Source organism: Marinovum sp. E3, from assembly GCF_055755275.1.
The window spans coordinates 2732900-2746896 of record NZ_CM146908.1 but is presented as its reverse complement, the minus strand read 5'-3'; the positions used below and the strand labels follow the sequence as shown (position 1 = coordinate 2746896).

Genomic DNA, 13997 nt, shown 5'->3' with positions numbered 1-13997 from the left:
ACGCGGCGTCACGGACATGACCCAGATTGAGACAGACCGGCTCGATCCCGCCTCTGGCGGAGTGGCGCGCGCCGTGGCGGTGCTGCGCGCCGGCGGCCGCGTGGCGTTCCCGACCGAGACGGTCTACGGCCTCGGTGCCGATGCCCGCGACGGTGCGGCGGTGGCGGGGATCTATGCCGCCAAGGGCCGGCCCAGCTTCAACCCGCTGATTGCCCATGTGGCGGATATCGCCACCGCGCGGCGGTACGTGCATTGGAGCGACCTGGCCGACCGGGTGGCGCAGGCCTTCTGGCCGGGGCCGCTGACGCTTGTTCTGCCGCTGCGCGAGGATGCCGGAATATCGCCGCTGGTGACGGCGGGGCTGTCGACTCTGGCGGTGCGGGTGCCGGCGCATCCGCTGGCACAAGAGCTGTTGCGGGCCTTTGACGGGCCGCTGGCGGCGCCCTCGGCCAACCCCTCGGGCCGGATCAGCCCGACCTTGCCGGACCATGTGCTGGCGGGGCTCGATGGCGAGATCGAGGCGGTGCTGATGGGCGGCGCCAGCGAGGTCGGTGTGGAATCGACGATCCTCTGGCTGGCGCCGGCGCCGGTGCTGCTGCGCCCCGGCGGGCTGCCGGCCGAGGCGCTCGAGGCGATGCTGGGCGCGCCGCTCGAGACCGGCGGCTCGGCCGAGGCGCCTTCTGCGCCCGGTCAGCTGCTGTCGCATTACGCGCCCGAGGCGGGCCTGCGGATGGATGCCACCGAGGCGCGCGCGGGCGAGGTGCTGCTGGGCTTCGGGCCGGTGTCGGGCGCGATGTCCCTGTCCGAGAGTGGCGATCTGCACGAGGCGGCGGCGCGGCTCTTCGGGGCGCTGCATGCGCTGGACGGTCAGGCGTCGGTGATCGCGGTGGCGCCGATCCCGGAGGTGGGGTTGGGCCGGGCGATCAACGACCGGCTGCGGCGGGCGGCGGCGCCGCGCTGAGCCGCCGTATGGGCGTTCCGGCGCGGCGCTCACCTCACATATTCGGATAATTCGGCCCGTCGCCGCCCTGCGGTGTCACCCATTTGATGTTCTGCGACGGGTCCTTGATGTCGCAAGTCTTGCAATGCACGCAGTTCTGGAAGTTGATCACGAACTCCGACCGCCCATCCTTTTCCACCACTTCATAGACCCCGGCCGGGCAATAGCGCTGCGCCGGTTCGGCGTATTTCGGCAGGTTCTCGTCGATCGGCACCGAGGGGTCGAGCAGCCGCAGGTGACAGGGCTGGCTCTCTTCGTGGTTGGTGAAGGAGAAGGCGACATTGGTGAGCCGGTCAAAGCTCAGCTTGCCGTCGGGCTTGGGATAGTCGATCGGCTTGTGGTGATAGACCGTCTGGGTGGCCTCGGCATCCGATTTCCCATGCTTCAACGTGCCGAAGAGCGAGCCGCCAAACAGCGAATTGGTCCACATGTCGAGCCCGCCAAGCGCCAGTGAAGCAGTGAGGCCCCATTTCGACCACATCGGCTTGACGTTGCGCACTTTCTTCAGGTCCTTGCCGATTGCGCCTTCGCGCACTTCGGTCTCATAGGCGCTCAGCTCGTCGCCGGCGCGCTCGGCCTTGATCGCATCATAAGCCGCCTCGGCCGCCGCCTTGCCCGACAGCATGGCATTGTGGTTGCCCTTGATGCGGGGCACGTTGACCATGCCCACCGAACAGCCCAGCAGCGCCACGCCCGGCGCCACCATCTTGGGCATCGACTGATAGCCGCCCTCGGTGATCGCCCGCGCACCATAGGCGACGCGCTTGCCGCCTTTCAGCAGCTCGGCCACCATCGGGTGATGCTTGAACCGCTGGAATTCCATATAGGGGAAGAGATGCGGGTTCTTGTAGTTCAGGTGAACCACGAAACCCACGTAAACCTGATTGTTGTCAAGGTGATAGATGAAGGATCCGCCACCGGCATTGCCGCCCAGCGGCCAGCCCATCGTGTGGGTGACCGAGCCTTCGCGGTGTTTGGCGGGATCGATCTCCCAGATCTCCTTCATGCCGAGGCCGAATTTCTGCGGCTCTTTCCCGGCCGAGAGGTCGTATTTCGCGATCACTTCCTTCGACAGATGCCCGCGCACGCCTTCGCCGAGGAAGACGTATTTGCCGTGCAGCTCCATGCCCGGCTCGTAGCCCGGACCCTCGCTGCCATCGGGGTTGCGGCCGAACTCGCCGGCGATCACGCCCTTCACTTCGCCGTTCTCGCCGTAGACCAGTTCGGAACAGGCCATGCCGGGGAAGATCTCGACGCCCAGGGCTTCGGCCTGTTCCGCCATCCAGCGACAGACATTGCCCATGCTGACGATGTAGTTGCCATGGTTGTTCATCAGCTTCGGCATCGGCCAGTTGGGGATGCGGACCTTGCCCGCTTCGCCCAGCATGTAGAAATTGTCATCCCGGACCGGCACATTGATCGGCGCGCCCTTGTCCTTCCAGTCGGGGATTAGCGCGTCGAGGCCGCAAGGATCGAGCACCGCGCCCGACAGGATATGCGCCCCCACCTCGGAGCCCTTTTCCAGCACCACCACCTCGAGATCGGCATCGAGCTGCTTGAGCCGGATCGCCGCGGACAGGCCGGCCGGCCCGGCGCCCACGATCACCACATCATATTCCATCGCTTCGCGCGCCACGTCGCTCATCTCCGTCCCCTTGGCTTGTGCTGCACCTGCATCATAATCCGCAGAGTCCTGCCCGGAAAATACCCCTTGGTCAACGTCCGGCGCTGCGTCAAAACCGGTCATTTGCCGGACAATTCGGAAAATTCCGGGATGTTAGCGCTCAAGCTGTGCGGCGCTGCCGAATCGCGCGGCGCTTTGCCCATGCAGGGAAATCCCCCTTGCATCCGGTCCGATGCTCGGGGCAATGTCGCTGAAACGAGCTGAGATGAATTCGCCGCCGCCTCGACAGGGGCAGGCGGCCCTTTCTGGTAAGGCCTATGGAAAAGATACCTATGACGCGCGCCGGCCACGCCGCGCTCGAATCCGAATTGAAAACGCTCAAATCCGTCGAGCGTCCCGCCGTCATCCAGGCGATTGCCGAGGCGCGCGAACTGGGCGACCTCAAGGAGAACGCCGAGTATCATTCGGCGCGGGAAAAACAGGGGTTCATCGAAGGCCGGATCAAGGAACTCGAGGGTGTGCTCAGCCTGACCGAGGTGATCGATCCGACCAAGCTGTCGGGGCCGGTCAAATTCGGCGCCACCGTCACCGTCGTCGACGAGGACACCGACGAGGAAAAGACCTGGCAGATCGTCGGCGAACATGAAGCCAATGTCGAAAAGGGCCTGCTGAACATGAAATCGCCGATCGCCCGTGCCCTGATCGGCAAGGAAGAGGGTGACAGCGTCGAAGTCCGCACGCCGGGCGGGACGAAGGACTACGAAATCCTGAAAGTCGCCTATATCTGACGGCGCGCTCCCTGCGCGCTGAGCGCCCCCTCATGAAGAGCCCGGCCATGCCCGACGCGACATCCGACACCCCCCCGCCCGACACGGGCGCCCGGCTTGCGCCGGCGGCGCCGACGCCACTGGGCATCTACGACCGCAGCCGCGGCCCGCAGGTCACCGGCATCGAGGTGACCGCCGTGGCGCTGTCGCTGGTCTGGCTGCTGGGGGCGGCGATCTTCTTTGTCGTGCTAGAGCCGTCGAACGGCACCGATGACAGTCTGCGGTTCCTGATGACCATGCTGGCGGTGTTCATGCCGGTGGGGATGATCTGGGTCGCCGCCACCGCTGCGCGCGCCTCGCGGGTGATGCGCGACGAGGCGACACGGCTTCAGACCGCCATCGACGCGTTGCGCCATGCCTATGTCAGCCAGAGCCAGGGCGGCGCCTCGGCGACCTCGGTGGGCCGCAAGCTCGACGAGATCGCGGCGGCGCAGCGCAAGGCCGAGGCGACGCTGGCGATGTTCTCCTCGACCCGCGAGATCGGCAGCCACCGTCCGGCCCAGCCCGGCGCCCGCGCGCCCGCCGCGCGGCCGCAGGGCCAGGCCGACGATCAGCCGGCGCTGGCGCTGGGCACCCCGGCCGAGGCGCTGACGCCCGAGCTGTCGAATGACGATTTCATCCGCGCGCTGAACTTCCCGGAAACGGCCGAGGACCGCGACGGTTTCTCCGCCCTGCGCCGGGCGCTGAAGCATCGGCCCACCGCGCAGCTGGTGCAGGCGGCGCAGGATGTGCTGACCCTGCTGAGCCAGGACGGCATCTACATGGACGACCTGCGCCCCGACATGGCCAAGCCCGACGTCTGGCGCCGTTTTGCCGAGGGCGCTCGCGGCCGCGCCATCGCCGGGCTGGGCGGCGTGCGCGACCGGTCGTCGCTGGCACTGTCGGCGGGGCGGATGAAGCAGGATCCGATCTTCCGCGACGCGGCGCATCATTTCCTGCGGGTCTATGACCGGGCGTTCCAGAGCTTTTCCGAACGCGCCTCGGATGCCGAGGTGGCGGCGTTTTCCAACACCCGCACCTCGCGCGCCTTCATGTTGCTGGGCCGGGTCGCGGGGACGTTCGACTGACGGCTGATCCGGCTGCGGGATGGTTGACACGGAGGCCCCGGATCGGGGTCCGGGGCAGGGGTATTGAAATCCTCGCGTCCCGGGCCTGACCCGGGACCTCCCGGCCTGTCACCGAGCGCGCCGGTTCACATCCCGAAACTTCCGAATGGCAGAAACCGCACCGGATCGCCGACGGCGATCTCGGCCGCGCCATCGGGCAGTTCCACCAGCCCTTCGGCCCAGCTCAGCCCGCTGATCCGGCCCGAGCCTTCGGAGCCAAAGACCTCTGCTCGCCCCTCCCGCATCCGGGCGCGCAGGTATTCCCTCCGCCCCGGTTTCTTGCGCTTGGCGAACCCCGCCGGCACCTCGAAGCCCTGCGGCGCCTGCCAGTCGCCGCCGGCCAGCAGCGCGACCGCCGGGCGGGCAAAGACCAGCGCGCAGACCAGCGCCGCCACCGGGTTGCCCGGCAGGCCGAAGACCGGCACGCCGTGCCAGGTGCCAAGCGCCAGCGGCCGGCCAGGCTTGACCGCGATCCGCCAGAGCTGCATCGCCCCCGCTTCGCGCAGCAGCGCCGACATGTGGTCTTCGTCCCCCGCCGAGGCGCCGCCAGAAGTCAGCAGCACATCTGCCCGCCCGGCCGCGTCGTCGAGCCGGGCGCGCAGCGCGGCGCGGTCATCGGGGGCAATCCCCAGGTCGACCGCCTCGACGCCCCAGCGCCGCGCCAGCGCCAGAAGCATCGGGCGGTTGGCGTCAAAAATCTGCCCGCCGCCCGCCGCGGCGCCGGGCGGCCGGATCTCGTCGCCGGTGGACAGCACGCCCAGCCGCAGCCGCCGCCGAAGCGGCAATGTCCCGTGGCCGACGGCCGCCAGCAGCGCCAGGTCGGCCGGGGTCAGCCGGCGCCCGGCACGCAACACGGTTGCGCCTTCGGCCACATCCTCGCCGGCGGGGCGGGCATTGGCGCCGCGTTTGAGCGGCCCGTTGAGGGCAATCTGCCGGCCATCGGTCGTCACATCCTCTTGCAGCGCCACGCTGTCCACGCCCTCGGGCAGCGCCGCGCCGGTCAGGATGCGCAGAGCATGGTCCGGCGGTACGGCGCCGGCAAAGGGCACCCCCGCCGCCGCCCGGCCTTCGACCAGCGGCAGCCGGGCCACGCCCGCGGGCAGCGGGCCGGCAAAGCCATAGCCGTCGACCGCCGAATTGGCCTGCGGCGGGTTTGCGCGGCGAGCGGTGAGATCTTGTGCGAGGATGCGGCCCTCGGCCGCCTCCAGCGGCTGCTGTTCGATGCCCACCACCGGGCGCAGGTTGGCACGCAGATGCGCCAGGGCGTCCTCTACCGGCACCCAGTCGACCCCGGCCGGCAGGGCAAAGCAATCGTTGCTGAGCGGCGGCGGGGCGAGGGGCGCTGCGTCCGCCGCAGGCGCTTCCGGCGCCACCAGCCCCACCTCGCGCAGGATGAAATCGGCAATGGCGGCGGTGTCGTCGAGGTGAAACACCGGCCGGTCGAGCGCCGGGGCGGCATCCGAGGCGACGGCGCGGATCGTCGGGTCGCCGGGCGCGATCAGCGGCTGGCCGGTGGCGGCGCGCTGGGCTTCGATCTTGGGGTGACGGTCGCGCTTGTAGCCTTCGACCAGCACCAGATCGCAGGGCGCGAGTTGCGTCAGCAGCGCCTCGAGCGGCGGCTCGCTGGCGCCACGCAGCTCGGTCATCAGCGCCACGCGGTTGCGCGAGGCCAGCAGAACCTGCGCCGCGCCGGCCTCGCGGTGACGGTGCGAATCCTTGCCCGGCTGATCGACGTCAAAGCTGTGATGGGCATGTTTCACCGTCGATACGGTAAAGCCGCGTCCGGTGATCTCGGACACCAGCCGCTCCATCAGCCCGGTCTTGCCCGAGTTTTTCCAGCCGGTCACGCCATAGAGTCTCATGACAGCAGTGCCTCCGCGTGCGCCAGATCCTCGGGCGTGTTGACGTTGAAAAAGGCCTGGCTGTCGGGGAAAAGCGCCTCGCGGCCACCGTGCCGGTCGGTCCAGAGCACAACCTTTTTCAGCCCCTCGTGCAATGCCGCGCGCAGGTCGTCGCGCAGGGCGACCGGCCAGAGGCCGAAGGTCGGGTGACGGATCAGGCCGGATTTCGACATGGATTTGGTCTCTTCCACGTCGCGCGGTGTGGCGGCGAGCACCAGCGGATGGGCCTGGCCCCGGGCCTGCGCGCCGAGCCGCGCCACCAGGTCGGCGGGCAGAAAGGGCGTGTCGGCGGCGGCGGTGACGATCTGGTCGAAACCGCGCGTCGCCGCGTGGTCCAACCCGGCCAGAACCCCGGCCAGCGGGCCGGCAAAGCCCGGGATCGTGTCGGCAACCACGGGCAGGCCAAGGCCCGCGAAGCGCGCCGGGTCGCCATTGGCGTTGAGCACGATCTCGCTCACCTGCGGCTGCAACCGGGCGATCACATGGGCGAGTATCGTGGTGCCGCCAAGCGGCAACAGCCCCTTGTCGCCGCCGCCCATGCGCCTGGCCTGGCCGCCGGCAAGGATCACGCCCAGCGGCGCGCTCATCGGTGCGCCCCTCCGCTTTGCAGGTCTCGAAGAGCTTCGGCCGTCATTGCCCGGCCCCCTTGCGCCGGTGCTTGCCGGGTTCCTCCGGCACGCTGTCGGGGTCGGCGTCCCAGGTGATGCGTTCTTCGCCCGACAGGCAGACAAAGCGCTTGCCGCGCATCCGCCCGATCAGCGTCAGGCCCACCTGCCGGGCAATTTCGACCCCCCAGGCGGTAAAGCCGGAGCGCGAGGCCAGCACCGGGATGCCCATATGCGCCGTCTTGATCACCATTTCCGAGGTCAGCCGGCCGGTCGTATAGAGGATCTTGTCGCCGCCGGCGACGCGCTCCTGCATCATCCATCCGGCGATCTTGTCGACCGCGTTGTGCCGTCCGACGTCCTCCATGTAGACCAGCGGGCGGTCCTGGTGACAGAGCACCGTGCCATGGATCGCCCCGGCCTCGAGATAGAGCGACGGCGTGCGGTTGATCCGGGCCGACAGCGCATAGAGCCAGCTCGCGCGCAGCTCGGCCTCGGGCAGGGTAAGGTCTTCGAGCCCCTCCATCATGTCGCCAAAGACCGTGCCGACGGCACAGCCGCTGGTGCGGGTCTTCTTCTTGAGCTTGTCCTCGTGGCTGGTCTGGCGCGCGGTGCGCACCACGACCACCTCGAGATCGGCGTCATAATCGACCCCGGTCACCACGTCTTCGGAGCCGAGCATCGCCTGATTGCGCAGAAAGCCCAGCGCCAGATATTCGGGATAATCGCCGATCGTCATCGCGGTGACGATTTCCTGCGAGTTGAGATAGATCGTCAGCGGCCGCTCCTCGACCACCGATATTTCCTGCGCCTGGCCGGCATGATCGACACCGCGCACCACCCGCGTCAGACGCGGGGCCGAGGGATCGGGGGCGATCAGAAAGGGGGCGGCATCTGGTGCGGTCGGCAATTGCGTCTCCCGGCGTCTCTTAGTAGGGCTTGCGCGAACCTAGGATGAAGCCATGCAACCCTCCACCCCCAAACGCGATTTCTGGCGCGGGATGCGCGACGGCGCGCCCTTTATTCTCGTCATCATCCCCTTTGGCGGGCTGTTCGGCGTGGTCGCCACCGAGGCCGGGCTCAACGTCTTCGAGGCGCTGACCTTTTCCATTGTGGTGATCGCCGGCGCGGCGCAGTTCACTGCGCTGCAACTGATGGTCGAGGATGTGCCGCTGTTGATCGTGCTGATCTCGGCCCTGGCGGTCAACCTGCGGATGGCGATGTATTCTGCCGCGCTGACGCCGCACCTGGGCGCGGCGCCGGTCTGGCAGCGCGCGCTCTGCGCCTATTTCACCATCGATCAGAGCTTTGCCACCAGCCAGCTCACCTTCGAGCGCGAGCCGGATCTGCCGGTCGCCAACAAGGTGGCCTATTTCCTCGGCACCGCCTTGGCGGTGTCGCCGCTGTGGTGGGTGGCCACGGTGGTGGGGGCGTTGCTGGGCAAGAGCGTGCCCGAGTGGATGGCGCTCGACTTTGCCATTCCGATCACTTTCCTGGCGCTGCTTACGCCGATGCTGCGCACCTTGCCGCATGTGATCGCGGCGCTGGTGTCGATCGTGGTGGCGCTGGTCTTTGCCTTTCTGCCTTACAACCTTGGCCTTCTGGTCGCGGGTGTCGCCGCGATGATGGCCGGGGCCGAGGCCGAGCGACGGCTGACACGGAGAGCGGCGGCATGATCACCACGGTCGAGATCTGGGTGGCGATCATCGTCATCGGGCTGGGCAGCTTCCTGCTGCGGTTCAGCTTTACCGGCCTTGTCGGCGGGCGCAATCTGCCGGCCTGGGTGCTGCGGCACCTGCGATATACGGCGGTGGCGCTTCTGCCGGGGCTGGTGGCACCGCTTGTTGTCTGGCCGGCGGCCACGGGTGGCACCCCGGATGCCCCGCGTATGGTCGCCGCCGCGGCCACGATCCTCGTCGGGCTGGCCACACGCAACGTGCTGGCGGCGATCGGGGCCGGGGCGGCCGGGCTCTATCTCACGCCCTATCTGGTGGGGTAGGGCGCGGGCCGGGCCCGCGCGGCGCGCTAGTCAATCTTAACGCGTGGCGTCATTGGCTCCGCCGGGCGCGCTGTTCGGCGTCGAATTCCGCAATCGCCTCGGATTTGTCATCCGAATCGTTTTCCCTCAGGGTGCGCGTCGTCACGCCGGGCAGTTTGGCGAACTGATCGCTGAGACTGTTGGGAAAGAATGTCGGCCGGATGCTTTCGAACCCCGGCAGTTGCCGCAGCAGCCGGCTGGTGGCCTGGCTGCAAAAGGCCTGTGACACCGCGCCATTGTCGAGCGCCAATTGCAGCGCCTTTTCGGCGGTGGCGGCATCGACCTCGATCCGCTGGATCACCACGTGAAAGGTTTCACGAGCGTGAGCGCGGGCATAGAAATCGGCGATTCGCGGGGTGACGCCGAACAGCACGTCGCCCCGCTCGGCAATATCCGGATGCTGGACTGATCCGGCGGGATCAAAAATCACCCGCTGCGACCCGTTGATCATCAGGCTGGTATGCGCGCCGGCCCCGGTCTTGTTGCTGACCATCGTATAAAGCGTCAGCGCCGGCGGCCCGTCATGACGATAGGCAGCGCGTTGCACCACCTCGAGATCATCGTACCGGGTGCGATCCGGCGCGGCACCGCAGCCGCCCAGAACGGCGAGGCCCAGACAGGCCGCAATCAGCGTTTTCATAAGTCAGGTCCCGGCCGCAGCGTCAGGTGTTGAAGATCGCGAGGAACAGCAGGATCAGGATCGTGGCCACAACCACCCGGATCGTGGCCGTGACGAACCCGTTGAAGGTTTCTTCCTGAACGGTGATGTCCATCTCGCCGTGCTTGTGATCAGCCATCTGTCGTAGTCCTCTGAACTGGTTTGCCCGAGGATGTAGCGGATTCCCGAAGGGGTGTCACGCCTCCATCGGCGCGCGATTATGTCGCTTCCGGCGACTCTTCGCGGGTGGCATCCTCGAGCCTCTGCGCCAGCCGGAAACCGATCCGCCGGGGCTTCTCGGCCTCGACCAGCTTGGGCAGGGCCCGCAGCAAGACATTGAGTTGGCTGATATGCTGGACAAGCTGGGTGCGGATGCCCTGCGGGTCGGTGCCGTAGAATGTGATGATGTCAGGATCGAAGAATCCCATGCCCTCAATCCGCAATACACCGGCCGGCGACCCGGTGAACCCCATCGCCACCTCATGCGCATTGTCGAGATCGGCCTCGAAGTCGCGGATATAGAGAACCAGCCGCTCATAGGCCCATTCCGCCGGGCTTTTCCGGGCCACCGGCTTGTCGGTGACACAGCCGTCCGGCGTGGCCCCGCCCTTGCGGCTGTCATCGGCATAAACCTCGATCCGACGGGGCAGGGCGGCGGCCTCATAGGCCTCGGCGGTGGTGGAAATATCGGTCTCGTCCATGGGGCCTCTGGCGTTAGAGCGGGAGTTCGGTGGTGTCCTTGATGTCTTCCATAACAAAGCTGGCAGAGATATCCGAGACCGGCACCATCGCGATCAACTTCTTGTAAAACGCGTCATAGGCCGGCACGTCGGCGACCCGCACGCGCAGCACGTAATCGAGTTCGCCGGTCATCCGGTGGGCGCCGGTTATTTCCGGCAGCAGCCGGACGGCGCGGCCGAATTTCTCCATCCAGTCGGCGTCATGAGCATTGGTGCGCACCATGACAAAGGCCTGAAGCGGACAGCCGGCGCGCGCCGGATCCAGCAGCGCCACCCGCTTGCGGATCACGCCGCGCTCTTCGAGATTGCGCATCCGCCGCCAGCAGGCATTGCGCGACAGCCCGGCGGCGGCAGCCAGATCATCCATGCTCTGGGTGGCGTCGCGCTGCAACGCGGTGAGAATTTTGAGATCGAATGTGTCAAGATCGGTCATAGCTGGGATCATGTCCCAATGTCGGGCCGATGTGCAATGAATTTCGGGATCTCCTCTCACGCCCGCAGGGCTAGCCTTGGGCAAACGCACCTTACGGAGAGACCCATGTCTGCACAGAACGGCCCGATGGCCTTTTTCACCGCCCATCCCGCCTCGGTCAACGAGAGCTATTTCCAGCACATGCGCTTTGCCCTGGGCTTTGCCGGGCTGCTGGTGCTGGCGGCGGGGGCCGCGCTGGTGCATGCGGTGTTTCCGGCGCTGTGCGAGACAACGGCCAGCCGGCTGGTGCGCCGGATGCATGACCGGCTGACGCGCCGGCACTGAGCCGATTTTCCCGGCGACGGCCCCGATTTTCGTCTCACGATGACGTGAAATCGCCGATAAGGGGATATCTAGAACCGCTGCATTGCCTGTTTACTGCCTGCAAACTAGGGTGTCTGACAAGCCAATGAGGAGCAGCGGGTGACAGCGAACAGATTTGGATGGATCGTGGCATGGGGCCTGGCGCTTGCCACTGCGGCGCCGGTTTCGGCGGCAACCCTGTCGGGGGCCTATCTGGCCGCGCGTCAGGCCGGGTATCAGACGGATTTCCGGGCGGCGGCCGATTATTACGAAAAGGCCCTGTTCCTCGACCGCGAAAATCCCAGCCTGATCGAGGCGGCCGGCGCCGCCCGCCTGTCGCTGGGCGAGGTCGATCGTGCAATTGATCACGCGCGCAAGCTCGAAGAGATGGGCATTCGCTCGCAACTGGCGCAGATGGCGCTGACGGCGGGCCATGCCCGCGACGGCCGCTACGGCGATATCCTCGGCATGATCGACGACAGCCGCGGCATCGGCCCGCTGGTCGACGGGCTGCTGGTGGCCTGGGCCAAGCTGGGGCAGGGCGACATGAGCGCCGCCCTGGTGGCCTTTGACGAGGTTGCCAACGAAAAGGGGCTGGGCAGCTTTGCCGCCTATCACAAGGCGCTGGCGCTGGCCTCGGTCGGCGATTTCGAGCGCGCCGAGGAAATCATGTCGGACGAGACCAGCGGCGGCGCCCTGCTGACCCGTCGTGGCATCGTTGCGCGGGCCCAGGTGCTGAGCCAGCTCGGCCGCAACGCCGAGGCCGCCGAGCTGATGGACGCAAGCTTCAACGCGCGCCTCGACCCGGGGCTGAGCGCGCTGCGCGAATCGCTCGAAGGCTCCGCGCCGGTGGGTTTTGATATCGTCAGCTCGCCGCGCGAAGGCATGGCCGAGGTCTTTTACACCATTGCCGGCGCGCTCGAGGGCGAAGCGGGCGACGATTACACCCTGCTTTATACCCAGATCGCGGAATATCTGCGCCCCGATCACATCGACGCCATCCTGCTGACCGCGCAGCTGATGGAGGATCTGGGCCGCTACGAGCTGGCCGTCGCCACCTATGAACGGGTGCCCGAGGACGATCCGGCCTATCACGCCGCGGTTCTGGGCAAATGCGATGCGCTGCGTGCCTCGGGCAAGGTCAAGGACGCGATCACCGAACTCGAAGCCCTGGCGGTAACCCATGGCGACCTGCCGGTGGTGCATGTCTCGCTTGGCGATCTATATCGCGGCGAGGCCGATTACGACGCCGCCACCTCGGCCTATGACAAGGCGGTGGCGCTCTATGGCGAGCCGACCAAGGCGCAATGGTTCGTATTTTTCGCCCGCGGCATCGCACAGGAGCGGCGCGGCGAATGGGCCAGCGCAGAGGCCGATTTCCGCCGCGCGCTCGATCTCAGCCCGGATCAGCCGCAGGTGCTGAACTATCTTGGCTATTCGCTGGTGGAAAAGCGCCAGAAGCTCGATGAGGCGCTGGCGATGATCGAACGCGCCGTCGACATGCGGCCGAACTCCGGGCATATCGTCGACAGCCTCGGCTGGGTGCTCTATCGCCTGGGCCGCTATGACGAGGCGGTGGGCCACATGGAACGTGCCGCCGAGCTGATGCCGGTGGATCCGGTGGTCAACGATCACCTGGGCGACGTCTATTGGGCGGTGGACCGCAAGCTCGAGGCGCGGTTCCAGTGGCACCGGGCGCTGAGCTTTGTCGATCCCGATGACCCCGATGGCGAGGCCGATCCCGAGCGCATCCGCCGCAAGCTGGAGCTTGGCCTCGACGCCGTGCTGGCCGAGGAAGGCGCGCCGCCGCTCGAGGTGGTGGAGAATGGCGCCAACTGAGGCCTTCGCCCCGGCGAAGATCAACCTGACACTGCATGTCACCGGCCAGCGTGCCGACGGCTATCACTTGCTTGATTCGCTGGTGGTCTTTGCCGGGGTCGGCGACGTCCTGCGCGTGGCGCCGGCCGACGAGATGTCCTTGCGCGTCACCGGGCCGATGGCGGCGGGTGTGCCCGAGGACGCGCGCAACCTTTGCTGGAAGGCGGCCGAGGCCTTTGGCGCGCCGGTCCGCATCGAGCTGGAAAAGCACCTTCCGGCGGCGGCGGGCATTGGCGGCGGCTCTTCCGACGCGGCGGCGGTCTTGCGGGCGATGGAGACGATTTACGGCCGGCCCTTCAGCGGCGACGCCCTGCGCCTCGGGGCCGATGTTCCGGTCTGTCTGCTGGCCCATGCGGCGCGGATGTCGGGGATCGGCGAACAGGTGCTGCCGCTGTCGCAGCCGCCGATGAATGCGGTGCTGGTCAATCCGGGCGTCGCGGTCTCGACGCCGGCGGTCTTCAGGGCGCTGAGATCACGGGACAATCCGCCGATGACGGATTGGCCGCTGAATGGCCGGAGCGACAGCACATTGGCCTGGCTGCGCACCATGCGCAACGATCTCGAGCCGCCGGCGATCGGGGTGCAGCCGGTGATCGGCCGCGTCCTGACGGCGCTGGACGAGGAAGGCGCCGACCTGGCGCGGATGTCGGGGTCTGGCGCGACCTGTTTCGGGCTGTTCCCCGACGGCAGCGCGGCCACCGCTGCGGCGGCGCGCCTGCGCGCGGCACATCCCGGCTGGTGGGTGGCCGCCACGACCCTGACCTGAGCGCCCGCGCCCCGGACCTGATCCGGGGCCTCCCGGTGGGCCAGGGGGTCCCGGATCAGGTCCGGGACGGGGTGGGGCA

Annotated in this window: 16 protein-coding genes; 8 read left to right on the top strand and 8 right to left on the bottom strand. The window is 67.6% G+C overall.

Annotation, left to right across the window (positions count from 1 at the left end):
* Window positions 1-16: 16 nt before the first annotated feature.
* Window positions 17-961 (top strand): L-threonylcarbamoyladenylate synthase, encoded by a 945-nt coding sequence (locus AC0J5K_RS13430; protein WP_074836232.1) that lies wholly within the window; start codon window positions 17-19, stop codon window positions 959-961.
* A gap of 34 nt (window positions 962-995) precedes the next feature.
* Here the strand turns inward: AC0J5K_RS13430 and AC0J5K_RS13425 are convergent, their stop codons facing one another.
* Window positions 996-2645: an electron transfer flavoprotein-ubiquinone oxidoreductase gene (locus AC0J5K_RS13425; protein WP_048532792.1), complete on the bottom strand. Its 1650-nt coding sequence runs from the start codon at window positions 2643-2645 to the stop codon at window positions 996-998.
* A 296-nt stretch (window positions 2646-2941) separates the two neighbouring features.
* Here AC0J5K_RS13425 and greA point away from each other — a divergent pair, with 296 nt between their 5' ends.
* Both greA and AC0J5K_RS13415 read left to right on the top strand, forming a co-directional pair.
* Window positions 2942-3412 (top strand): transcription elongation factor GreA, encoded by a 471-nt coding sequence (greA, locus tag AC0J5K_RS13420; protein WP_048532790.1) that lies wholly within the window; start codon window positions 2942-2944, stop codon window positions 3410-3412.
* A gap of 47 nt (window positions 3413-3459) precedes the next feature.
* Entirely contained in the window at window positions 3460-4518 is a 1059-nt protein-coding gene (locus AC0J5K_RS13415; protein ID WP_274566019.1) for a hypothetical protein, read from the top strand.
* Window positions 4519-4643: 125 nt separating this feature from the next.
* Here AC0J5K_RS13415 and AC0J5K_RS13410 read toward each other — a convergent pair whose 3' ends face one another.
* Genes AC0J5K_RS13410 through AC0J5K_RS13400 form a run of 3 tightly spaced genes read right to left on the bottom strand, consistent with a single transcriptional unit; the run spans window position 4644 to window position 7973 of the window.
* Entirely contained in the window at window positions 4644-6419 is a 1776-nt protein-coding gene (locus tag AC0J5K_RS13410; protein WP_274566018.1) for a bifunctional molybdopterin-guanine dinucleotide biosynthesis adaptor protein MobB/molybdopterin molybdotransferase MoeA, read from the bottom strand.
* Window positions 6416-7045 (bottom strand): molybdenum cofactor guanylyltransferase MobA, encoded by a 630-nt coding sequence (mobA, locus tag AC0J5K_RS13405; protein WP_274566017.1) that lies wholly within the window; start codon window positions 7043-7045, stop codon window positions 6416-6418. Before mobA ends, AC0J5K_RS13410 begins: the two co-directional genes overlap by 4 nt.
* Window positions 7046-7088: 43 nt before the next feature.
* Window positions 7089-7973 carry a formate dehydrogenase accessory sulfurtransferase FdhD gene (locus AC0J5K_RS13400; RefSeq protein WP_274566016.1) on the bottom strand — a complete coding sequence of 295 codons (885 nt, stop codon included), beginning with the start codon at window positions 7971-7973 and terminating at the stop codon, window positions 7089-7091.
* A 52-nt stretch (window positions 7974-8025) separates the two neighbouring features.
* Here AC0J5K_RS13400 and AC0J5K_RS13395 point away from each other — a divergent pair, with 52 nt between their 5' ends.
* Entirely contained in the window at window positions 8026-8739 is a 714-nt protein-coding gene (locus tag AC0J5K_RS13395; protein WP_048532781.1) for an AzlC family ABC transporter permease, read from the top strand.
* On the top strand, window positions 8736-9062 hold the full coding sequence (locus AC0J5K_RS13390) for an AzlD domain-containing protein (protein ID WP_074836243.1): 327 nt from the start codon (window positions 8736-8738) through the stop codon (window positions 9060-9062). Before AC0J5K_RS13395 ends, AC0J5K_RS13390 begins: the two co-directional genes overlap by 4 nt.
* Window positions 9063-9111: 49 nt before the next feature.
* On the opposite strand, the gene AC0J5K_RS13385 is transcribed toward AC0J5K_RS13390, so the two are convergent.
* The 4 genes from AC0J5K_RS13385 to AC0J5K_RS13370 all read right to left on the bottom strand — a co-directional run bounded on the left by AC0J5K_RS13385 (window position 9112) and on the right by AC0J5K_RS13370 (window position 10932).
* A complete protein-coding gene (locus tag AC0J5K_RS13385) occupies window positions 9112-9741 on the bottom strand; it encodes a hypothetical protein (protein ID WP_170850529.1) in 630 nt (209 codons plus the stop codon).
* 22 nt (window positions 9742-9763) lie between these two features.
* Window positions 9764-9898 carry an aa3-type cytochrome c oxidase subunit IV gene (locus AC0J5K_RS13380; RefSeq protein ID WP_074836245.1) on the bottom strand — a complete coding sequence of 45 codons (135 nt, stop codon included), beginning with the start codon at window positions 9896-9898 and terminating at the stop codon, window positions 9764-9766.
* A gap of 79 nt (window positions 9899-9977) precedes the next feature.
* Entirely contained in the window at window positions 9978-10460 is a 483-nt protein-coding gene (locus AC0J5K_RS13375; RefSeq protein ID WP_274566015.1) for a DUF6173 family protein, read from the bottom strand.
* Window positions 10461-10473: 13 nt separating this feature from the next.
* On the bottom strand, window positions 10474-10932 hold the full coding sequence (locus AC0J5K_RS13370) for an Lrp/AsnC family transcriptional regulator (RefSeq protein WP_274566014.1): 459 nt from the start codon (window positions 10930-10932) through the stop codon (window positions 10474-10476).
* A 105-nt stretch (window positions 10933-11037) separates the two neighbouring features.
* Here AC0J5K_RS13370 and AC0J5K_RS13365 point away from each other — a divergent pair, with 105 nt between their 5' ends.
* The 3 genes from AC0J5K_RS13365 (at window position 11038) to AC0J5K_RS13355 (ending at window position 13918) form a co-directional block, all read left to right on the top strand.
* Window positions 11038-11256, top strand: a complete 219-nt coding sequence (locus tag AC0J5K_RS13365) for a DUF6356 family protein (protein WP_244526470.1) — start codon at window positions 11038-11040, stop codon at window positions 11254-11256.
* Window positions 11257-11394: 138 nt separating this feature from the next.
* Window positions 11395-13113 carry a tetratricopeptide repeat protein gene (locus tag AC0J5K_RS13360; protein WP_274566013.1) on the top strand — a complete coding sequence of 573 codons (1719 nt, stop codon included), beginning with the start codon at window positions 11395-11397 and terminating at the stop codon, window positions 13111-13113.
* Window positions 13100-13918: a 4-(cytidine 5'-diphospho)-2-C-methyl-D-erythritol kinase gene (locus AC0J5K_RS13355; RefSeq protein WP_274566012.1), complete on the top strand. Its 819-nt coding sequence runs from the start codon at window positions 13100-13102 to the stop codon at window positions 13916-13918. Before AC0J5K_RS13360 ends, AC0J5K_RS13355 begins: the two co-directional genes overlap by 14 nt.
* The last annotated feature ends 79 nt before the right edge of the window (window positions 13919-13997 follow it).